Genomic DNA, 21,282 nt, shown 5'->3' on the forward strand with positions numbered 1-21,282 from the left:
CCATGAGTGATGACCCAAGCAAAACACTCCCGGCAGTGGACGCTATGCGCCAGGACTGGGAAATCGTCGACGCATTGATGGGTGGAACTAAGGCTATGCGCGATGCCGGCGAGAAGTTCTTGCCGAAGTGGCCAAAGGAGGAAGACGACGCTTACAAGGCTCGCCTACAAGCCTCAACGCTTCTGCCAGCCTACAGCGAAACTGTTCAAAACATGAATGGCCGTGTCTTCGCTGAGCCGATCTCACTGGGCGACGACGTGCCGGAGGCAATCCAGGAGTTTGCGCAAGACATTGACCGGCAGGGCAACAACCTGCAGGTCTGGGCGCAATCAGTATTTGTAACCGGATTGTCTCATGGCCTATGTCACGTCCTGGCCGAGTACCCGAAGGTTGAGGGCCTGAAAACCAAGGCTGACGACAAGGCCGCGGGCGTTCGTCCGTATGCGGTGACTGTGAAACCCCATCAGGTTCTGGGTTGGAGAGTCGCAGCCAAAGCAGGCGGTCAGGTTCTGACTCAGTTTCGTTACTTAGAATGTATTGAAGAGGACGAAGGGCTCTTTGGAGTCAAAGTCACTCCTCAGATTCGCGTGCTCGAGCCGGGGCGATGGGCAACCTATCGGAAAGCGGACGATGGTAAAGGTGGGAAGTCGTGGCAGTTGTACGACGAAGGCGTGACGACGCTCGATGTCATCCCGCTGGCTACGTTCTACACCAAGCGAACTGGCTTCATGACTGCCACGCCGCCACTTCTTGAGCTCGCTCACCTGAACAAGAAGCACTGGCAGTCTCAGAGCGACCAAGACAACATCCTGCATGTTGCGCGGGTGCCGATGCTGGCGATTATCGGCATCGAGGATGATGCTTTCGAGTTGAAGGTTGGCACCAGTAGCGCTACGAAGTTGCCTAAAGAAGGCGACATGAAGTGGGTGGAGCACACTGGCTCTGCCATCGAGGCTGGTCGCACCTCGCTGCAGGACTTGGTCGACGATATGCGGATGGCGGGCGCCAAGTTACTGCTGAAGGACAAGCAATCGACCAAGACAGCAACCCAGGCTGAAGACGAAGCGGCTCAGGAGATGAGCCCGTTGCAAACCATGGCTGAAAGCTTCGAGGACTGCCTTGATCAGGTGCTGCAATACTTCGCAATGTGGACAAGACAGCCAGAAGGCGGTCACGTCCAGGTCAATGGCAACTTCGACATCGATTTCGCTCCCGAAACGACGCTGCCCCTCTTGCTGAATATGGCAGCTCAGGGCCGGCTGTCCGACGAAACCTTGTTCTCCGAATTTCAGCGCCGCGGTGTCGTTTCTGATGACCTCGACTGGGAGCTGGAAAAACAGAAGATTGCCGATCAAGGACCCGCACTCGGAGTGCTCTAAAATGACGACGGTTAACGAGACTCTCCGGGATGAGAGCATTGCGCATGCAGTGTCGCTCGATCAGTACAAGCTCGGAGTGGTGCGCCGAATCATCGCATTGCTCAACCGCTCCGATGCAAACCTGACGGCAGCTCTTGCAGAGGCACTTGAGCGCATGCCGGCAGGTTCATTCACGATTGAGCGGCTAGAAGACTTGCTCGATGAAGTCAGGTCGATAAACGAGGCTGCGTACAGCCAAGTATTGGAAGCGCTTCAGGGGGAGCTGAGAGGCTTGGCCGGGTATGAGATGCAGTGGCAGACAGACCTGTTTACGACCACGGTTCCCGAGCCTGTTCTGATTCGTTTCCCGATCATCAGCATCAGCGCTGAGCAGATTTATGCCGCGGCAATGGCTCGTCCTTTTCAAGGGCGTTTGCTGCGCAACTGGGGAAAGGAGATAGCCGCAGACCGGATGGTGAAGGTTCGTAACGCTGTTCGCACGGGATACCTTGAAGGCAAGACGACTGATCAGATCGTCCGTAGCATTCGAGGAACCAGAGCGGCGGGATATGCCGACGGCTTCCTTGAGCGCCCGCGGCGCGACTTGGCTTCGGTCGTTCGTACCGCAATCAGCCACACCGCTGCTGTAGCGCGAGAAAACTTCAATACGGCTAATGCCGACATCATCGAGTCGGAAGACTGGACCAGCACGCTGGACAATAAGACATCAGCGCCGTGCCGGATCAGGGACAAGCTGCCCTATGCAGTAGGTACACATAAGCCGATCGGGCATAAAGTGCCTTGGCTTGAGGGGCCAGGCCGGATTCACTTCAGCTGCAGATCCACTTCGACGCCACGCACGAAGTCTTGGAGAGATCTGGGTATTCCCATCGACGAGATGACCCCTGGCCAGCGGGCGAGCATGGACGGCCAGGTGCCGGCCGATACGAATTACGCTGAATGGATCAGCCGGCAGTCGTCAGAACGCCAGGAACAAGTCCTGGGCCCGGTGCGCGCCAAGATGCTTCGAGATGGCATGTCCATGGAGGAGTTCTATTCTCCGGCCGGTGCTTTCCTGACTCTGGAGCAGCTGCGTGAGCGGGACATCAAGACATTCGCTAAGATGGCAGCATGACCGATAAGCCTAAGCTTCACCTCATTCAAGGCACGCCAGCCCCGGATACTCCGGCGGAGCAGGTGCGCAAGCGTGTGCGGGCAATGCCCAAGCCAGCGACGATGGTCCAGTGCCATCGCTGCGGTGGACGCGAAGTGATCGAGGCGAAGATCGGCGTGATAATGAAGAGTGGTAAGCCTACTGGCGGCACCAAACAGCTGCTTTGTGTGGGATGTATGCTCCGAGGTGAGAGGGTGGTGGTCTAAAGGGGATTGCATTATGATGGCGTCGTTGCTGCGGCAACGAACAATCATTTACTTGGCCTGTGAGCAGGCTGGAGGTCCCCATGAAACCCGAATTCCGTATTCGTGAAGTCACCCGCTATATCATCGCTCGGCATGATGAATTAGGCAGCAAAGTTGTGGTAGAAGCAGACAACCTTGCAGCAGCTAACCACCTTCTCTCTGCGCTTCAGGAGCAATCCGAGCGGCTCTTTGCAACTGATCGTACCTCTGTAGATGTGCTCGGATTCGGAACGAGAACATACAATATTGTCTGTAGCTCCCTGGGTATACAGACAATTGGCGAGCTCAAAAAACTGACTCGCCAGCAGCTTTTGACTACCCCAAATGCGGGAGTTAAATGCTTAAGAGAAATCGAAAGTGCGATGCGCCCTTATGGCGGCATCGCTGAATAGCTCTAATCCTAAAGCAGCTCACAAAGACCTCGGCTATGCCGGGGTTTTTTTATGCCCGTAATTCCGGATGGAGGCGGGCGCACCTGGCCGGATGGCCTATCAAATGGGCGGATGCCCGGAGACAAACCGATGAAACTGAAACTCGACGACCAAGGCCATGTAGTTGTCCAGGATGGAAAGCCGGTCTACACGCATGATGATGGAAAGGACGTGGCGTTTGACGCGCCGTCGGCTGTATCTAAAATCACTGCGCTGAACGCGGAAGCCAAAGGCCACCGTGAAGCCAAAGAGGCTGCCGAGACTCGAGCCAAGGCTTTTGAGGGGATCGACGATCCTGAAAAGGCTCGCGCCGCCCTGGCGACCGTTGCGAACCTCGACGCCGGCCAGCTGGTTCAGGCTGGCAAGGTTGAAGAGATCAAGGTCGCTGCAATCGCCGCCACCGAAGAGAAGTTCAAGGCCCAGGTTACCGCACTCGCAGAGCAGGTGAAGACCGTTACTGCCGAGCGCGATACCACCACCAACATTCTCTACCAGGAGAAGATCGGCGGCGCCTTTGGACGCTCCAAGTTCGTCACCGAAAAGATCGCCGTGCCGCCTGACATGCTGCAGAACACCTTCGGCAAGGCCTTCAAGGTCGAAGACGGCAAAGTCGTTGCCTATGGTGAGGACGGAAACAAGATCTACAGCCGTGCCCGTCCGGGTGAACTGGCTGACTTCGACGAAGCCCTGGAAGCCCTCGTCGAGCGCTACCCGCACCGCGACAACATCCTGAAGAGCTCTGCCGGTAATGGCGGTGGTGCTCCGAACAATGGTGGCAAAGGCGGTGGCGGCAAAACGCTTTCCCGTACTGCATTCGATGCGCTCGACCCGGCCGGCAAGGCTGATCACGCACGCAATGGCGGCACGGTTACTGACTGACCAAAGCCGCCGGGGTTTGCCCGGCAAGTAATCAATGCCCGCCTTTGAGCGGGCTTTTTTGTGGAGAAAGCCAAAATGGCGAACACCCTTAACGGCCTCGTGCCGGACCTGTACGAAGCGCTGGATGTCATTTCGCGAGAGATGACGGGCTTCATCCCGGCGGTATCCCGCGACTCTTCCGTTGCTCGTGCGGCGATCGGCCAGGACGTTCTGGTTCCGATCACCACCGAGGCGTCGGCGGCAGATAACATCCCGGGCGTAACCGCCCCTGACTCTGGTGACACTATTGTCGACAACGTCGCGGTCGCGATCACCAAGAGCAAGCACGTTCCGGTTCGCTGGAATGGCGAGCAAACCCGCGGGCTGCAAAACGCCGGCACCTTCTCGTCCATCCAGGCTGACCGCTTCTATCAGGCGATGCGCACCCTGGTGAACGAGATCGAGAAAGACCTCTGGCTCGAGGCTTACCGTAATGCATCGCGCGCCTACGGCACCGCGGGCACCACACCGTTTGGCACTGCCGCCGATCTGTCTGATTTCGCTGGCGTGCTGGGCATCCTCGAGCAGAACGGCGCACCGACCAACGACCTGCAGTTGGTCCTGGGGCATTCGGCCATCGGCAACATGCGTGGCAAGCAATCTGGCCTGTTCAAGGTCAACGAGGCTGGCTCCAGCGACATGCTGCGCAATGGTATGACCGACCGCATCATGAACATGGCCATCCGTCACTCTCACCAGGTGGGGCGCCACGTTAAGGGCACTGGCGCTGCATACGTCACCAGCGGTGCTACTGCGGTAGGTGCGACCAACATCGCGCTGGCCACCGGTACCGGCACCGTGTTGGCCGGCGATATCGCGACCTTCGCCGCTGATGGCGACAACCAATACGTCGTTGGCACTGGCGTGGCCGCTCCGGGCACCATCACGCTGAATAAGCCAGGCTCGCAGATCCTGATCCCGACCGGCAACGCGTTGACCCTGGGTAACTCGTACACCGCAAACGTGGCGTTTGCCCGCTCGGCGATCGTTCTGGCAACCCGCGCCCCAGCAATGCCAGAAGGCGGTGACTCGGCAGACGATGTCATCACCATCACCGATCCGCTGACCGGCCTGTCGTTCGAAGTGGCGGTGTACCGCCAGTTCCTGCAAACGGCCTATCACGTCCGTCTGGCCTGGGGCTGCCGAGCCATCAAAGATGAGCACATCGGCCTGTTGATCGGCTAACTCAACTACAACGACAACCAGGGGCTTCGGCCCCTGCGTTGTTTCTGGAGAAAGACAATGGCTGGACTGACGAAAGAACAGAAAGCGGCGAAGGTTCTTCTGGCTAAGGCAATCGAACTCAGTGGCTTGAGTGCTGAGAAATTCGAGAATCTAGACGAGCAGGAGCGCGCCGACTGGAGCAAAAACGCGCAGGACGCACTTGATCTGGCTGCACAAGAGGAAAGGCGTCTTGCCGATGAAGCGGCTGCTTCCCGCGCATCGAGCAAGTCCTTGCCGGAAGATGCTGAGCCGGATTACAGCGGACTGGTACAAATGGAGCAGGGCGAGGAGGAGATTCATGTGCACCCGTCCTGCGTAGACGATCACAAGCGTCTCGGTTGGAAAGAGGTCTGATATGGCTCTGGTGATCGAGAACGGCAGCGTGGTGTCAGGCGCTGATAGCTTTGCGACGACTGCTGAGCTGGTCACCTATGCCGCGAACTTCGGCAGGGTCATTCCGGCGGATGTGGTGGCGCAAGAGGCGCTACTGCGTCGGTCGGCTCTGCAAATGACCTCTTTGCCGTGGAAGGGGCAAACAGTGAGCCGAGATCAGGCGCTGGCCTGGCCCAGGGCGAGCGTGAAGCGCCAGGGGTGGGTTCTTCCTCTCAATGAGATCCCTGCACAGGTGAAGGCTGGCCAGCTCGCCCTGGCTACGGAAATCCATGCTGATGACCTTGAGGATCCGACAACCAAAACAGGAGCGGTGGTTTCCGAATCGGTTGGCCCTATCAGCACGACTTTTGCCGTAGCCAGCGCCTCGGTGAGTAAGCCGGCAGCAACCCGGCAGTCTTATGCACAGTTCGCGGGGCTGCTGGAATCCTCAAGTCAGGTCAATCTGGTACGAAGCTGATGGCAGATATTTATGATCGGGCGAAGGCTTCAGCTGCCCGTATGTTGGCGCCGAGATCGAAAGGCGGGAAGGGGCTGGAGTTGTCTCTGCTCCAGATCGCCAATGGCGAGTATGACCCGGAGACAGGCACTGGCGGTGAAACGATCACCACCTTTGAAGGCTCTGGTTTTCGCGAAAACTACAGCCTGAAGGATATCGACGGATCATTGATCAAGCAGGGCGACGTCAAGATTCTTATCTCGCCGCTACTGCTCGATGGTGCCGATACGCCGAAGCCAACGACCCAGGACAAGCTGCTGTTCGATGGCGAGACGTATACGGTTCAGGCTGTTGACCCATGGAGTTACGCCGGCCTAGTTGTCGGCTTCAGTGTGCAGGCCAGAAAATGAGCTTCTCACTCGACATGAAAGCCTTTGTTGAAAAGACCAAGGGCAATGCTGAGCAGATAGTCCAGAAGGCTGCCATCGATATGCTGTCCAAGATCGTCGACAGGTCTCCAGTCGGCAATCCTGAGCTTTGGGCTGCCAACATTGCGCACCGTCAGGCCAACACGCGGGCGGCCGACGACTACGACTTCAAGGTCGCAGTACGCAACACGCTGATCAACCTGGACGAGAGCAATTTCACCAAGGCTGGCAAGCTGCGCCGCGGAGTGAAATATGCCAAGCCACTGACCAAGACCGAGCGCACTCAGAACTTCGATGTGAACGGCTTGGTGGCGGGCAAGGACTATGTTGGCGGGCGATTCCGGGCCAACTGGCAGGTATCGTTCGACACCGCGAAGACTGGAACCCTGGATATTGTTGATCCAGGTGGTGGGGCCACTAAGGCCGTCGGCAAACTGATGCTAGAGGGATTCAGCGGCGATGTAAGCAGCATCTGGCTCATGAACAACTTGCCATATGGACATCGCCTTGAATATGAAGGCTGGTCAAGCCAGGCGCCGGCTGGGATGGTTGGTATCACCGCCACTGAGTTCCAGGTGTCTGTGAACAAAGCTGTTGCGGAGCTTCCCTAATGAGCGATCTGATCATACGCAGCCTGTTCGAGAAGCGACTGAAGGCCTGGGCCGACGCCCGGATTCCAAAACTCCCGATTGCATTCGAAAACGTGCCATTTACGGCACCAACGGATGGCAGCGCATACCTGAAGGCCTTCCTTCTGCCTGGCGATACGGATAGCGAAGACCTTGAAGGGAGACACACTTCATATCGAGGGGTATTTCAGGTCAGCGTAGTAACGAAGGCTGGAAATGGCCGCGGCAGTGACGGCTTGATTGCGGAGGAGCTACAGGCTCTGTTCCCAAACAATCTTGAACTCAGCAAGTCGGGGTTTTCGGTATTCGTCCGGTCTCCAATGGCTACAGCTTCTGCGCTCCAAAGTGACACCACAAGCACGTTGCCGCTGAGGCTCACGTACCGCGCAGACACATTCTAATCCGCCCATTGGGCAAACCACTGAACCCGCCATTGAGCGGGTTTTGTCATTTCTGCAAAGAGGAAAAACCCATGGGCTACAAACTCCCGAACGGCGGTACCTTCCAGCACGCCGCGACCTATGCTGCTGCGCTGGCATTCACCGCGATCACCAACGCATCCGAGGCAGTGGCCACTGTCGTCGGCGCCACCTTGTCCGCCGGCGATATCGTTCTGCTCAGCTCTGGCTGGAGCAAGCTCGATAACAAGGTGGTGCGTGTGAAGGCAGCCACTGCAACTGCGATCACCCTGGAAGGGATCGACACCACCGACACCCAGATTTTCCCGGCCGGTGGTGGGGCTGGCAGCATGAAGAAAGTGTTGACCTGGGTGCAGATTCCGCAAGTAACCGACCTGGCCTTCTCCGGCGGTGATCAGAACTACCTGGACGTGGTGTTTCTGGAGAATGATCAGGGCAAACAGATCCCGACCGACAAGTCCGCCGCCAGCATGGTGCTGACTATCGCCGATGACCCGGCCCAGGCTTTCAACGCGGTGTTGCTGGCGGCTGACGCTGGCAAGCAGGTGCAGGCTGCGCGCCTCAATCTGCCGGGCAATGACTCGCTGCTCTACGGGACCTATACCTCGTTCTCCAAGCAGCCCGCGGTTTCTCGCAACAATCTGCTGACCCGCACCGTAAGCCTGGCGTTGCAGGCCGAACCGACCCGCTACCTGACAGCGGTGGTGTAACCCATGGCTAAGTTCACGCTGATCCAGAACCCGACCTTCAAGGCCGACGTGATGATCCCGCGCGTCGGCGGCGAACCGGTGAAGGTGGAGTTCGAGTTCAAGTATCTCGATCGAACCGCACTGGCGGCTCTGTACGCTGAGTGGGGCGAGCGTCACAGGGAGCTGGGGCTGAAGGTCGAGGAGATGGATCTGAAAGAGTTCACCGCTGCCAAGATCGACTTGGAAGTTGACCAGATCAAGGCCGTGGTAGCTGACTGGGACATCAAGGAAAAGTTTACCGAGCAGAACATCCGCATCCTGGTCACATCGATCGTATCGGCTTCTGGTGCGGTGCTTGCTGCGTACTCTGAAGCCTTCAACCAGTCCCGCCTGGGAAACTCCTAAGCGCCGCGCGCACCCTCTATGAGCAGGAGCCTTCCGCTAATGAGCTGAGGTCCTTTGGCTTCTTGGCGGGAGATCTGACTGGTCAGGATTGCGAGGTTTGGCCGGACAACTGGCCGGCCTTCACCGTCTTCGAGGCGATGAGCACCCAGTGGCGGGTGGGCGCGTGCGGCGCTACTGGTCTGGACTATGCCGTTCTACCTAGCGTTATTCGAATGTGTGGTGTCCCCGTCAAGGATCGGCAAATCATCTTCAGCGATATCCGGCACATGGAGGCTGAAGCCCTGCAGGTGATGGCGGAACAGAGAGATAACAAATGACCGATTTCACATCGCTTGGCATCAGGATCGATACCGCTGACGTTTCGAGGGCCAACGACGCCCTGGATGAGCTAGTCGATGCGGCCGAGGGTGCGGAGAAGGCTGTCGATGACCTGGGCAAGGCAGGCGAAGGTCTGGCTAACACCAGCAAAAAAATCAGCCAGGCCGAGACTGAGGCAGCCCAAGGCATCGATAAGGCTACTGGTGCCAAAGAGCGCCAGGTCGACGCCAGCCGTAAGGCTGGGGCAAGTGCTGCCAGTGAAATCGCGATCATCAGCCAGCTCGACAAGGCGATGTCCGGCAACATCGGCAGCATTGAGCAACTGATTCAGGCTGAAGGCCTCCTTGAGCGCGCTCGCAAGGGCGGTCTTGTCACCACTGAGCAGCAGGAGGCGTATCAGGAGCGCCTTGGCAAGGCTTACGAGAAGATCGAGAAAGCTGAGGCCAAGGAAGCAGCTCAAAAGCAGCGGCTGATCGAGGCTGAAAATCGCCAGATCGAAGCGCTGAAGCGCACGGTAAACAGCATTGATCCGGTCACCGCGAAGTTGGCCAAGCTCGAGGCCCAGGAGAAGGCGCTGGAGGCTGCGCATAAGGCGGGTGTGATCGATGCGAACCGTTACAACGAGGCGCTGGCCAAGATCGGCAAGGACCGTTCCGCACTTACGGCCACAGAGACGGCTTTCGACAAACTGAAGCTCGGTACCCGTCAGGCTCAGGAAAACGTTACCCAGCTGGGCAACGCTTTGGCCTCTGGCGACTTTGGTAGCGGCGCGCGGGCGATTGCGCAATTGGGGGTAGGGGCTGGGGCTTCGGCCAAGAGCATGGCCGCGCTGCTGCTTCCTGCGGGTGCTCTTGCCGGCGTGATCGGTGGCTTGGGCTACGCCTACTTCGATGCGATGAAGCAGGCGCGCGAGTTCAATGCTGCTATCAATGGCGGCTCGAACGATGCGGGCCAGACCATCGGCAGTCTCAAGGTCATGAGCGAGTCGGCTGGCGTGCTGACTGGCAACCTGTCAGGCGCACGGGAGGCCGTCATTGCCCTGGCATCTGGCGCGGCCACCAGCAGCACCCAAATGCAGAACTTGGCACAAGCTGCGGCAGCCATCGGCGAGGTAACAGGGAAGGGCGCTGGTGATATTGCGAAATCGCTGGCCAATGCTGGCGACACCGCTACAGAAGCCGCGTCGAAGATCAGCGACCAATATGGCCTGCTGACCTACGAGCAGTACCAGGTCATCAAAGCGATCGACGAGCAAGGAGATCATCAGCGCGCCCTGGACACCCTCAGTGAGAACCTGAACCAGTCGGCGCAGGAACGGCTGAAGGCTTACCGGGCCTCTCTATCTGATATTGAGCGTGACTGGGATGACATCAAGGTCGCGATCAAGGGGGCTTATGCCGCTGTCCGATCCGAAGTCTTTCCTGACCTGGCCAAGCAGATCGAAATCACCCAGCGGGTACTGGACACCCGGAAAGGTGGCGGCGTTGCTGGTGCGGTATCGAACGGGCTCAGCTCGCTCAACTCCTTCCTGGGGTTGAACGATGGCGAGAACGACGACTCGACGCCGGCATTGGAGGCAAAACTGGCTTCGCTCAAGGCGCGCCAGACTGCGAGTGAAGGGCTTACCGCTTCCACCGGTGAAGCAACTCATGCGAACAAGGAACTGATCGCGGTCCAGAAGGAACTGGACAAGCAGCTCGATAACTTGAACCCGCTGGCTAAGCGCCAAGAGGCCTACAAGAAGCTCGACGACCAGTTCACCAAGCTTTACCAGAATGCCGAAAAGACAGGGCAAAAGTCGGCGACCCTTGATGGTGTGCAGTTCGACGGGAAGAAGTTCTCCGGCGGTGCCTACGACAAGTTGCGCAAGGCAATCGACGACCAGAACAAAGACCCCAAGTCAGCATCTGGCGCCGTCGACATGACCAGCTTCAACGACTCGAAAAACGCGCTCACCGGCATCTTGTCCGAGTACAAAAACGCCCAGAAGGAACTGGACGCTGCGCAGAAGGCCGGCCTGATCTCCCAGGCCGACTACCTGCTCAAGCGCCAGGCCATGATCGGCAACGAGCGCGACGAGGTTACCGCGGCTTACGAGGCGGAAATCTCGGCGCTCGAAGCGACCAAGGGCAAGGCCGGAACCTCGGCGGCTCAGCGCATCCAGCTGGACCAGAAGATCGCCGATGCCCGCGCCTCCATGGTCAAGGCGCAGAAGGATGCCGACTCGGAACTGGCTGTGCTGGCCTCGAACGAGGAAGGCCGGCTCAAGAAGCAGGCCCTGGCCGTCAGCACCTATACCGGAGCCTTGCAGCAGCAAGTCGACACTCTGCGCCGGCAAGGGCAGCGTGCGGCTGCCGGCCTTGGGCAAGGTGACCGGCTGCGCGGCCTGACCGACCAGCAGAACGCCATCGACGATCGCGTCAATCAGCAGCGCCTGGACTTGGCCAACCAGTATGGCGACGGCTCCCGAGGCATGAGCCTCGACGAGTACAACCAGAAACTGGCGGCCCTGGACAAGGCGCAGCGGGACCTGCAGGAAACGGCGATTGCCAACTACGACGAGATGACCGCTGCCCAGGGTAGCTGGAGCGCCGGCGCCACATCGGCCTGGCAGAACTACCTGGAGTCGGCTCGTGACGTCGCAGGCCAAACGAAAAGCTTGTTCACCAGCGCCTACAGCTCCATGGAGGACGCGGCCGTCAACTTTGCGGTGACCGGAAAGGGTTCGTTTTCCGACTTCACCAAGTCGGTGCTGGCGGATATGGCGCGGATTGCGACCCGTCAGGCCAGTTCGGCGTTGCTGGGCAGCTTGGTGGGAGCAGCAACCAGCTATTTCACCGGTAGCGGTACCGGGGCAGCCTCTGCTGGTAGTACACAGGCTGGTTATACCGGGGTCGATTTCTCTGGATATCGAGCTGCTGGCGGTCCTGTTGCGCCCAACTCTCTGTACGAGGTCAACGAACTGGGGCCGGAGTTGTACAACGAGGGCGGCCGGTCATTCCTGATGACTGGGGCAAATGGAGGCAGCGTTACGCCCCTGAGCTCTGGAGGTGGGGCTGGAATAGCGGCTATGAGTGGTAGCGGCGGGCCAAACATCCAGATCAACGCACCGGTGAGCATCGTCACGCAGGACCGTAGCGGGGAGGGCATGCAGCTCGACCAGCAAGCTCTTCAGCAAAGCCTTCAGGCTCAGATGAAAGCGGTAGCCGAAAAGGCTGTGGCGGATTCGTGGCGCGCCGGTGGTACCAGTTTCAGGAACACAAACGGGAGGGCCTGATGGCTATCGAAACATTCATTTGGCCAACCCAGAACGGGGATGCACCCGAGATCACTTATCGGGTGCGCACCTCTCAATTCGGTGACGGCTACAAGCAGGAGGCCGGCGACGGTCCCAACAACAAAGTGGACTCCTACCCAATCACCTTCAGCGGCACGAAGGCCAGGGTGTTGGAGATCATGGCTTTCCTCGACCGGCATGCCGGCGCGAAGGCTTTCCTCTGGACAACACCGCTTGGCCAGCTCGGCCTGTTCACCTGCAAAAATCCCGTTCCCACTCCAGTGGGCGGGGGCGTTTTCAAACTCACGGCCACCTTTGACCGTGCCTTTCACCCATAAGGGGCAACCATGCCACTGATCAGCGATATCCAGTCCCTCGAGTCTGGCAGTGAGGTACTGCTCTTCGAGCTGGACGGTTCCGACTACGGGGCGGACGTGCTGCGTTTTCACGGGCACGCAATCCCGCATACACCGGAGGAACTGCTCGCAGCAGGGCCAAACGCCGACCAGCTTCCGGCCAAGGCGATCTGGTGGCAGGGCAATGAGTACGGCGCCTGGCCTATGCAAATCGACGGCATCGAAGCCAACGGAGACGGCACCGCGGTACGCCCGACGCTGTCGGTCGGCAACGTCAACGGCCGCATCACGGCCCTGTGCCTGGCCTTCGATGATCTGCTCGAGTTCAAGCTGACCATGCGGCACACGCTGGGCAGCTACCTGGATGCGCAGAACTTCCCGGGCGGTAACCCAACAGCCGATCCAACCCAGGAGACGATCGAGGTCTGGTACATAGACCAGAAGACGAACGAGGACGGGGAAACGGTAAGTTGGGAGTTGGCCAGCCCCGGCGACGTCGGCGGTGAGTCCATTGGCCGGCAGGCGACCACGCTTTGCCACTGGTGCCTCACCGGTGGTTACCGCGGGCCGAACTGCGGCTACACCGGCGGCTACGTCGACAAGGACGGTTTGCCTACGGACGATCCAGAAAAAGATGAGTGCGACGCCACCCTGGGCCGGGGCTGCATTCCACGCTTCGGTGAGGGGAATGCCTATCCGTTTGGGGGATTTCCCGCTGTCTCCATCGTTGCCCGGAGCTGACCATGCGCAAACACATCTTGAGCGCGATCCAGGCGCACGCGGCGGCCGAGTACCCGAAAGAAAGCTGCGGCCTGCTGCTGGGGATTGGGCGCAAACAGCAGTATTACCGGTGTCGCAATATTGCGTCGGAACCCAACGAGGAATTCCGGATTGACCCGGAAGACTACGCTGCAGCGGAAGACATCGGCGAAGTGATCGGCATCGTTCATTCGCATCCGGACGCCACCAGTAGGCCGTCACCGCGGGACCTCGCCATGTGCGAGGCCACCGCGCTGCCGTGGCACATCCTGAGCTGGCCCGAGGGCGACCTGCGTACCGTCATGCCTTCCGGCGAGGTGCCGCTCCTGAAGCGTCCTTTCGTGCATGGCACCTGGGACTGCTGGCAGGTCTGCGCAGATTGGTACAAGCGCGAGTGGGGGTTGGAATTCGAAGCCTTCAAGCGCGCCGAAGGCTGGTGGGAGAGCAAGGAGAACACAAGCCTGTACGAGGCGAACTACGAGGCTGCCGGCTTCTACCGAGTCGACCAGCCGCAGCGCGGCGACATGATAGTGATGGAAGTGGGGCGGACGGTTTACCCGAACCACGCCGGGATCTTCCTCGGTGCTGATCCTGGGTTGCCCGGCGAGGATGCAGCGACGTTTGGCCCCGGGCCGTTCCTGTTGCATCACCTGTACGGCAGGCCGTCTGAAGTCATTGTCTTCGGCGGGCCGTGGCTAGACCGGACACGCCTGATTCTCAGGCACAAAGACGCACAATCAGTGGAAAGTTGCTGTGGTCAGGTGGTGCGGTGATGCGTGCAGATTTGGTTCTAGGATCCAAAATATGAAACTGGTAAATGTCCCGCCGCGAGCCTAACGACATTGGTATCGTTAGGCTCGCTTTTTGCTCTTACTCAGTAAGTCTGCAGAAGCAGAGTCACCTGTGAGTCATTACTGGTAGTTTTGTATACTTTTCCTACCTGTAGGCCCGCTCTCACGTGCCCGGATTTATGTATGTTGCGCGCTTCATCTTGGATGTTGTAAATGACATCGGTTTTCGCTTGGCCATCAGATGATAGTTCCGTAACCACGCAACTCACCATGTATGCAGATGATGCATTCTGCCCCGGGCTTCGATCTTGTGAGGCAGCACCCGCGACATTGCCCGTGGTGGAGGCGCAATCACTGGTTAAGTCATCGACCTTCACTCGGAGAACAAACGGCTTGCGCTTTGGATCATTTTGATCCACGTCTGCTTCGTAGATGACCTTTCCGTTGTAGGTCATTGTTTGATGGGCCATCACTGGAATATGCGGAAATTGGTCGTTGACACTTGGTTGGGCAGCGGTGGCGGTAGACGCCAGAAGGGCGGAGATGAAGAGTGTGTTGGCAACGCGAGAATGCATGCTGAAAAATCCTTGTAGTGAAGCTTTTGTATCGTCGCCGGCACTGCATTCTTTAGCTGATGCAGGAGTGCTACATTGCTGCATTTCCACAGGAGTGACCTGCATGAAATGTAGGGCTGCTACAGTCGCTCGCTTTCAGGGCGAGAAAAACCATGCAAGCCAAGCCTGATCTGTCACTGGACTCGTTAGAAATGGATAGTCTGTCTCGCTTGAACGAAATTCTGATCGAACACAACTGCGTCGTTTCGATGAGCATCGAAATGCAGGGTTTTAAGTACAACCTAGCGTTGACGATGTCGTCTTCCGACGACGCAGAGTTAGGGGCGGTAACGGTAAATTTCCAAGACGTCAGCGCGCTGAACCTAAGTGGTTTCGGCGGCGGGCTAACTCAATTCATGGATCTCGTCGTCTCCCGAGTCGACTCTGGTCTCGACAGAATTAGGTATGAATTGAGAGATGTTGAAGACGAAAAAATATCGTTCTATTTCTTTACCTTTAGTGGACCAATTCATAAGGAGAAAGCATGCGGATTTTGATAGGAGCGTTGGCGGTAGCGCTGCTGGCTGGGTGTGCAACCTCCCCAGTTCCTTCCAGTGAAGCCGATCCGGTTCCATCGTCTAGGCTTTTTGCTTATCAAGCGCCCACTCAAGATGATTCGACGCTCATTGTCACTCGCGACAAAGGTTTTGTGGGCGGGGGCTGCAACACCGTGGTGAGCATTGACGGCCGTCGAGCAGCAGAAATAGGAGCGGGAGAAAGCGCCAAGTTTCGCGTGGCTCCTGGCGAGCACATCGTTTCGGCATCCTCCTGTGGTAGCGGGCTGAAAGAGCGGGAAACCAGCATAAAAGCCGGCAGCACCAAAAAATTCAGGATTTCCATAGACTCGGCAATGAGTATGGATTTATCACCCACGATGCAATGACAAGAAGCCGCCTCCGGGCGGTTTTTTTACGACTGGAGAAAATCCGTGGCAGCGACGCTCTGTGACAACCAGGCCATGACCACCATCCTGCTATCAGGTCCGCTCATCAAGCTTTTCGGCCGGGTCCACTATCGTGAGCTTGGCAGCAAGTCCATCGGCGAAGCGTTCAAGGCACTTAAATGCACCTTGGAAGGGTTCGAGGCTGCTATCAGGGACCTCGAGCGACGAGGGATGCGGTTTGCGATTTTCAGGAATCGGAAGAATGTTGCCGAAAAGGATTTCGCTCTAGGCGGCGCTCAAGAGATCCGCATTGTCCCGGTCGTATCCGGCAGTAAGCGAGCCGGCCTGCTCCAAACGATTATTGGTGCCATGCTGATCGTCGCCGGCTCATATTTCGGCCAGACCTGGGCGGTGCAGCTTGGCGTTGGCCTCGTCGCCGGCGGCGTTATCCAGATGCTCAGCCCGCAGGCGTCAGGACTGAAGCAGAGCGCATCCCCCGAGAACGCGCCCTCCTATGCCTTCGGCAGCGCCAAGAACACCACTGCCAGCGGTAACCCGGTACCGATCTGCATCGGCGAACGGCGGTGGGGCGGAATGATCATCTCGGCCTCGATCTACGCCGAAGACAAAACGTAAGTAGCACGCAGTAAGCAGGCCGCCCATGAGGCGGCTTTTTTTATGCTTGGAGGAAAGCATGGGCGCAGCAGCACAGATCAATATCCACGGCGAGAAGGGCGGCAGCAGCAAGCCAAAGTCGCCGACCGAGGCCAACGACAGCCTGCGCTCGACCAACCTGGCCAAGATGCTGATCGCGGTGGGCGAGGGCGAGTTCGACGGTACGCCGACTGACTACGACATTTATCTGGACAACACACCGATCAAGGACGCGAGCGGGAATATCAACTTCCCGAACGTGAAATGGGACTGGCGCTCGGGCTCCGTGGATCAGTCGTATATCCCGGGCATCCCTTCGGTCGAAAACGAGACCACGCTGAACATCGAGCTGCGCAGCGATACCCCGTGGGTGCGATCGATCACCAACACCCAGCTATCGGCTGCGCGCGTTCGGTTCGCCTGGCCGGCCCTGCAGCGCCAGGACGACGAAGGGAACGTTGGTGGCTATCGCATCGAGTACGCCATTGACGTGGCCACCGATGGCGGCGCCTATCAGCAGGTGCTGCTCGAGGCCGTGGACGGCAAGACCACCACCCGCTACGAGCGGTCCCGCCGCGTCGATCTGCCGCCTGCTACCAGTGGTTGGCTGATTCGCGTGCGCCGGCTGACACCCAACCAGAACAGCAACAAGGTCGCCGACACCATGCTGATCGCCGGCCTGACTGAGGTGATCGACGCGAAGTTGCGGTACCCAAACACCGCGCTGCTGTACATCGAGTTCGACGCCGAGCAGTTCACCAACATTCCAGCCGTCACCGTGAAGTGCAAGGCGCGCAAGTGGCAGGTACCGAGCAATTACGACCCCGTGGCCCGCACCTACACCGGGACCTGGGACGGCACCATGAAGCAGGCCTGGACCAACAACCCGGCGTGGATCACCTTCGGGGTCTGCACTGAGGATCGTTTCGGCCTTGGCAAGCGCATCAAGCCCTGGATGGTCGACAAGTGGGAGTTGTACCGGATCTCGCAATACTGCGACCAGAACGTGCCTAACGGCCTCGGTGGCCAGGAGCCGCGCTTTCTCTGCGACATGAACCTGCAGGGCAAGGCCGATGCCTGGTCGCTGCTGCGCGATATCGCCGGCATCTACCGGGGCATGACCTATTGGGCCCAGGGTCAGCTGGTGATGCAGGCCGACATGCCGCGCGCCCAGGACTACGACTACGTTTTCACCCGGGCCAACGTCATCGATGGGAAGTTCTCCTACGGCAGCGCCTCGGCCAAGACCCGGTACACCCGGGCCCTGGTCAGCTACGACAACCCGGCGAACAACTACGACACCGACGTCATTCCGTTCGCGGATCTGGAGTTGCAGCGCCGCTTCGGTGACAAGCCCACGGAACTGACGGCCATTGGCTGCACCCGCGCTTCGGAGGCACAGCGCCGCGGTAAGTGGGTGATCTTGAGCAACAACCAGGACCGGACCATCAGCTTCAAGACTGGTATGGAGGGTGTGATTCCGTTGCCTGGGCACATCATCCCGGTGGCTGACTCGCTGCTGGCCGGTCGCGCCGTTGGCGGCCGGATCTCGGCGTCTGCTGGCCGCGTGGTGACGCTCGACCGCGATACCCAGGCCAAAGCCGGCGATCGGCTGATCATCAACCTGCCAGGCGGGCGGGCCGAAGGCCGCACCGTGCAAAGCGTCGCTGGGCGCGCCGTCACGGTGACCACGGCCTATAGCGAGCAGCCTTTGCCGCAGCTCCAGTGGGCGCTCGATGCTGACGACCTGGCGATCCCGCTTTACCGGGTGCTGAGCACCAGGCGCACCACCGAGGGTGACTTCGAAATTAGCGCGCTGCAGTACGAGCCCGGCAAGTTCGCCTTCATCGACACCGGCGCCCGCCTGGAAGAGCGGCCGATCAGCGTGATCCCGATCACTGTCGTTCCGCCGCCGGCGAGCGTAACCCTGACCTCGAATTACGCGGTCGACCAGGGCATTGCCGTCAGCACCATGAACATCTCCTGGCCAGCCGTGAATGGCGCTGTGGCCTACGACGTGGAGTGGCGCAAGGACAACGGGAACTGGATCAAGCTGCAGCGCACCGGCGCGACCAGCGTGGACGTGACCGGGATCTACGCCGGCGCCTACCTGGCCCGGGTGCGGGCGGTGAGCGCTTTCGATATCTCGTCGATCTGGAAAAGCTCGAACCTGACCGATCTCAAGGGCAAGGAGGGCCTGCCGCCGTCGGTGTCGTTCCTGACGCCGACGAGCCTTGTCTACGGCATCCGCCTGGATTGGGGCTTTCCCGCGGGCGCCGAGGACACCCAGCGCACCGAGATCTGGTACAGCAAGACCACGTCACTTGCCGACGCGATCAAGCTGGGCGACTTCGCCTACCCGCAGGCCCGGCACGAAATGCAGGGCATCCTGGCGGGCGCCTCGTTCTTCTTCTGGGCGCGCCTGGTCGACCGCACCGGCAACGTCGGCCCGTGGTACCCGACCGGGATTGGTGTCAACGGCCAGGCCAGTTCTGACCAGTCAGAATACGAGGAGTACTTCGCCGGCCAGATCGGCGAGTCCGCGCTCGGCCAGCACCTGGGCGATCGAATCAACCTGATCGATGGCCCGGCTGACCTACCTGGCTCGGTCAACAACCGCATCCAGGTGGTATCGGGTGAGGTGTCGGCGATCAGCGAGAAGGTCGACGGCGTGTTTGCCCAGGTGAACCCGCCGATGGCGGGCTCCACCGAGGACCTGGCCGGATCTGAGGAAAGCTTTGTCGGCGTCTGGTCTGTGCAGTCGGCCGTGATCGAGGGCGACGTGGCCACCGGCAAGCGCGTCGACACCGTTCAGGTTGAGATGGCGCAAAACAGCGCGGTGGTCCAGCAGGTCAGCCAGGCCCAGGTAGCGCTCGACGGCAAGGCCTCGACGATGTGGTCGGTGAAGATGCAGGTCGACTCCAACGGCCGCTATGTCGCTGCCGGGATTGGCCTTGGCATTGAGAACCAGAACGGCGTCTTCCAGAGCCAGTTCATCGTCAGCGCTGATCGCTTTGCGGTAGTGAGTGGCATGGGTGGCACCTTGGGCGCGCCGTTTGTTATCCAGAACGGCCAGACGTTCATCAACTCACTGTTTGTTATGGACGGCACCATCACCAACGCAAAGATCGGGAGTTACATCAGCTCGACAAACTACGTCGCCGGGCAGTCAGGTTGGATCCTGAACAAGGATGGGACGTTCGAGATCAACAGCGCCCTGGGCCCTGGCGCTCGCCAGGTCATCAACAACAACGGCGGCAAGGTGTTCGATGAGAACGGACAACTGCGCTACCAGTGGGGGAACTTGGCCGCATGAGCTATGGCATTCGGATCTGGGGTGCGGATGGTTCGCTCCAGGTCGACGAGAACTCCTTCACCATCCGTGTGGCGCTGTCGACGCTGGTCACCTTCGCGGTGGGGGCTCCCAAGAGCAGTCAGGATTTTGCCGTGCCTGGCGTTGGGCCGAGTAACGGAACGGCCATCGTCGTTCCTATTGGCACCTACGGCGACAGCAACCTGCAGTTTGAAACCGAGGTACTGAGCGGGGTGGTTCGCGTCTACAACCACACCCGCACCTTTGCTGCCAGCACCACGTCCTCTGGGACTATGCGCTTGATCGTGATGAGGTGGAGCTGATGAGCTATGGAATGCAGTTCACGAACAACGGCGACGTGGTGGCGCTCGACTCGGAGTTCGCACGGCTGATGGTGATCTCCACGGGGCGTTATGCGCCGACGGAGGAGGGTGGGCTTGGATCAACCACAACCTTCGTTCGGCCTGTCACGTCCCAGGAGCCGCCGCTGGTGTTCATCAGGCCCGATACTGTGAATGGCGTTGCTGGCCTGTGTCGGATGCGCCTGACAGGCTCTGCGGGGAACTGGACTGGCTTCTATGTCCGGGCCTACAGCGCAGACACCGCGCAGCCGAACGGGCGCTACTTCGTTGCCGCCTTCGCGGCGCAGCCAGTGGCACAGTACGGGGCTCGCCTGTGGGACGGCACCGGGAAGTTGCTATTCGACTCGGGCACCTCCGCGGCGACCTTCACTCGCGCCTTCCAGAACTGGAGCTACGTCAAGGACGACAAGGACCCGCAGGGCCTGACGCGGATCTACTACACCGTGCCGTTCAACTTCCCGCAGGACGAGTTTTTGCTGTTGAACAACTTCGGTATGGACATGAACTCGGGAAGCGGCATGGGGCGGCAGCTCTATTGCTGGTGGGACTTTCCCAACAACACGCTGTACGCGATTACGATTGCCTCGGTAAACCCGATCGCTTTCTTCCTCCCGGCGGTCTTCGCCAAGATGAACAACTGATCAAGCCAGTCGCCTTTGAGTTTTTTCTAGCCCTCCATGCGAGGGCTTTCTTTTTGGAGTAATAAATGACTAAGCAGGTAATTCAGCTTGGGACGCCGCCGACAGGTGTAGGCGGGGACACACCGCGAAGCGCCAATATGAAAATCAATGGAAACTTTGATGAGGTGTACGCCGCGCTTGAGGGGCTTGGCCCCTTAGCAACAGCCAGATTCCAAAACTCTCCGACAGAAACAGTTTCGGGCGTTGCTTTGGCCCCGGGGGCGTTTGGATTGGGCGGCTCTATACAGGTAGAGGGGGGCGCTGTAGGTGATTTCCGGCCGAACGGGTTCTACCACATCTCTACCAACCTGACGTCTGGATCGCCAAGTGGCGAAAACGGAATACTCAAACATTGGTCGGCGCCTGGTGACCCTAATTTTCGGATTTTAGAGTACATAACTTGGTCGGGAAGGATCTTCACGCTGACCATGATCGCAGGTGCTTGGCAGGCTTCTGGCTGGCGCGAGGCATACAACACTGGGAATACTACCCGTGCCCAAGATGGCACTCTGAAGGCGATCTAATC

General features: G+C 59.2%; 25 protein-coding genes. 24 read left to right on the forward strand and 1 reads right to left on the reverse strand.

The genetic code is table 11. The features are described 5' to 3' along the window. Positions 1-2: 2 nt before the first annotated feature. From NRG23_RS31425 to NRG23_RS31505, 17 genes are all read left to right on the forward strand, one after another. Positions 3-1,379 carry a DUF4055 domain-containing protein gene (locus tag NRG23_RS31425; protein WP_257373283.1) on the forward strand — a complete coding sequence of 459 codons (1,377 nt, stop codon included), beginning with the start codon at positions 3-5 and terminating at the stop codon, positions 1,377-1,379. 1 nt (position 1,380) lies between these two features. Continuing rightward, positions 1,381-2,493 (forward strand): hypothetical protein, encoded by a 1,113-nt coding sequence (locus NRG23_RS31430; RefSeq protein ID WP_257373284.1) that lies wholly within the window; start codon positions 1,381-1,383, stop codon positions 2,491-2,493. A 325-nt stretch (positions 2,494-2,818) separates the two neighbouring features. After that, positions 2,819-3,169, forward strand: a complete 351-nt coding sequence (locus NRG23_RS31435; protein ID WP_257373286.1) for a DNA-directed RNA polymerase subunit alpha C-terminal domain-containing protein — start codon at positions 2,819-2,821, stop codon at positions 3,167-3,169. 129 nt (positions 3,170-3,298) lie between these two features. Continuing rightward, entirely contained in the window at positions 3,299-4,087 is a 789-nt protein-coding gene (locus NRG23_RS31440; RefSeq protein ID WP_162094831.1) for a DUF6651 domain-containing protein, read from the forward strand. A 75-nt stretch (positions 4,088-4,162) separates the two neighbouring features. Next, positions 4,163-5,311, forward strand: coding sequence for a P22 phage major capsid protein family protein (locus tag NRG23_RS31445; RefSeq protein WP_257373288.1), 1,149 nt, complete (start codon positions 4,163-4,165; stop codon positions 5,309-5,311). A 57-nt stretch (positions 5,312-5,368) separates the two neighbouring features. Then, the gene (locus NRG23_RS31450; RefSeq protein WP_257373289.1) at positions 5,369-5,704 is read left to right on the forward strand and encodes a hypothetical protein; all 336 of its coding nucleotides are present in this window, start codon (positions 5,369-5,371) and stop codon (positions 5,702-5,704) included. A 1-nt stretch (position 5,705) separates the two neighbouring features. Further along, entirely contained in the window at positions 5,706-6,200 is a 495-nt protein-coding gene (locus tag NRG23_RS31455; protein WP_257373290.1) for a DnaT-like ssDNA-binding protein, read from the forward strand. Then, entirely contained in the window at positions 6,200-6,589 is a 390-nt protein-coding gene (locus NRG23_RS31460) for a hypothetical protein (protein WP_041983500.1), read from the forward strand. The genes NRG23_RS31455 and NRG23_RS31460 overlap by 1 nt, the downstream gene beginning before the upstream one ends. After that, positions 6,586-7,218: a hypothetical protein gene (locus tag NRG23_RS31465; protein WP_257373291.1), complete on the forward strand. Its 633-nt coding sequence runs from the start codon at positions 6,586-6,588 to the stop codon at positions 7,216-7,218. The genes NRG23_RS31460 and NRG23_RS31465 overlap by 4 nt, the downstream gene beginning before the upstream one ends. Beyond that, a complete protein-coding gene (locus tag NRG23_RS31470; protein WP_257373293.1) occupies positions 7,218-7,637 on the forward strand; it encodes a DUF4128 domain-containing protein in 420 nt (139 codons plus the stop codon). The genes NRG23_RS31465 and NRG23_RS31470 overlap by 1 nt, the downstream gene beginning before the upstream one ends. A 71-nt stretch (positions 7,638-7,708) precedes the next feature. Continuing rightward, the gene (locus NRG23_RS31475) at positions 7,709-8,365 is read left to right on the forward strand and encodes a phage tail protein (protein ID WP_038578404.1); all 657 of its coding nucleotides are present in this window, start codon (positions 7,709-7,711) and stop codon (positions 8,363-8,365) included. Positions 8,366-8,368: 3 nt separating this feature from the next. Beyond that, entirely contained in the window at positions 8,369-8,749 is a 381-nt protein-coding gene (locus NRG23_RS31480) for a phage tail assembly chaperone (RefSeq protein WP_038578407.1), read from the forward strand. Positions 8,750-8,811: 62 nt separating this feature from the next. Then, a complete protein-coding gene (locus tag NRG23_RS31485) occupies positions 8,812-9,066 on the forward strand; it encodes a DUF1799 domain-containing protein (protein WP_231999320.1) in 255 nt (84 codons plus the stop codon). Further along, on the forward strand, positions 9,063-12,344 hold the full coding sequence (locus NRG23_RS31490; protein ID WP_257373296.1) for a phage tail tape measure protein: 3,282 nt from the start codon (positions 9,063-9,065) through the stop codon (positions 12,342-12,344). The genes NRG23_RS31485 and NRG23_RS31490 overlap by 4 nt, the downstream gene beginning before the upstream one ends. Next, positions 12,344-12,682 carry a phage tail protein gene (locus NRG23_RS31495; RefSeq protein WP_257373298.1) on the forward strand — a complete coding sequence of 113 codons (339 nt, stop codon included), beginning with the start codon at positions 12,344-12,346 and terminating at the stop codon, positions 12,680-12,682. Before NRG23_RS31490 ends, NRG23_RS31495 begins: the two co-directional genes overlap by 1 nt. Before the next feature lie 9 nt (positions 12,683-12,691). Next, positions 12,692-13,441, forward strand: coding sequence for a phage minor tail protein L (locus tag NRG23_RS31500; RefSeq protein ID WP_257373299.1), 750 nt, complete (start codon positions 12,692-12,694; stop codon positions 13,439-13,441). A 2-nt stretch (positions 13,442-13,443) separates the two neighbouring features. Beyond that, on the forward strand, positions 13,444-14,232 hold the full coding sequence (locus tag NRG23_RS31505) for a C40 family peptidase (protein ID WP_257373300.1): 789 nt from the start codon (positions 13,444-13,446) through the stop codon (positions 14,230-14,232). A gap of 101 nt (positions 14,233-14,333) precedes the next feature. Here the strand turns inward: NRG23_RS31505 and NRG23_RS31510 are convergent, their stop codons facing one another. Then, a complete protein-coding gene (locus NRG23_RS31510; protein ID WP_257373301.1) occupies positions 14,334-14,915 on the reverse strand; it encodes a hypothetical protein in 582 nt (193 codons plus the stop codon). A gap of 62 nt (positions 14,916-14,977) precedes the next feature. Between NRG23_RS31510 and NRG23_RS31515 the strand changes: the two genes are divergently transcribed. The 7 genes from NRG23_RS31515 (at position 14,978) to NRG23_RS31545 (ending at position 21,280) form a co-directional block, all read left to right on the forward strand. After that, positions 14,978-15,361 carry a hypothetical protein gene (locus tag NRG23_RS31515; RefSeq protein WP_257373303.1) on the forward strand — a complete coding sequence of 128 codons (384 nt, stop codon included), beginning with the start codon at positions 14,978-14,980 and terminating at the stop codon, positions 15,359-15,361. Then, positions 15,349-15,747: a DUF2846 domain-containing protein gene (locus NRG23_RS31520; protein ID WP_257373304.1), complete on the forward strand. Its 399-nt coding sequence runs from the start codon at positions 15,349-15,351 to the stop codon at positions 15,745-15,747. Before NRG23_RS31515 ends, NRG23_RS31520 begins: the two co-directional genes overlap by 13 nt. A gap of 75 nt (positions 15,748-15,822) precedes the next feature. Further along, the gene (locus tag NRG23_RS31525) at positions 15,823-16,383 is read left to right on the forward strand and encodes a tail assembly protein (protein ID WP_257375104.1); all 561 of its coding nucleotides are present in this window, start codon (positions 15,823-15,825) and stop codon (positions 16,381-16,383) included. Positions 16,384-16,441: 58 nt separating this feature from the next. Then, entirely contained in the window at positions 16,442-19,717 is a 3,276-nt protein-coding gene (locus NRG23_RS31530; RefSeq protein ID WP_257373305.1) for a host specificity protein J, read from the forward strand. Then, positions 19,714-20,037, forward strand: coding sequence for a hypothetical protein (locus tag NRG23_RS31535; protein ID WP_080684194.1), 324 nt, complete (start codon positions 19,714-19,716; stop codon positions 20,035-20,037). Before NRG23_RS31530 ends, NRG23_RS31535 begins: the two co-directional genes overlap by 4 nt. Continuing rightward, the gene (locus tag NRG23_RS31540; protein WP_257373306.1) at positions 20,037-20,717 is read left to right on the forward strand and encodes a hypothetical protein; all 681 of its coding nucleotides are present in this window, start codon (positions 20,037-20,039) and stop codon (positions 20,715-20,717) included. The genes NRG23_RS31535 and NRG23_RS31540 overlap by 1 nt, the downstream gene beginning before the upstream one ends. Positions 20,718-20,782: 65 nt before the next feature. Beyond that, entirely contained in the window at positions 20,783-21,280 is a 498-nt protein-coding gene (locus NRG23_RS31545) for a hypothetical protein (RefSeq protein WP_257373308.1), read from the forward strand. Positions 21,281-21,282: the final 2 nt, after the last annotated feature.

It is taken from the genome of Pseudomonas sp. T8 (assembly GCF_024610635.1).
GTDB classification, from domain to species: Bacteria; Pseudomonadota; Gammaproteobacteria; order Pseudomonadales; family Pseudomonadaceae; genus Aquipseudomonas; species Aquipseudomonas chlororaphis_I.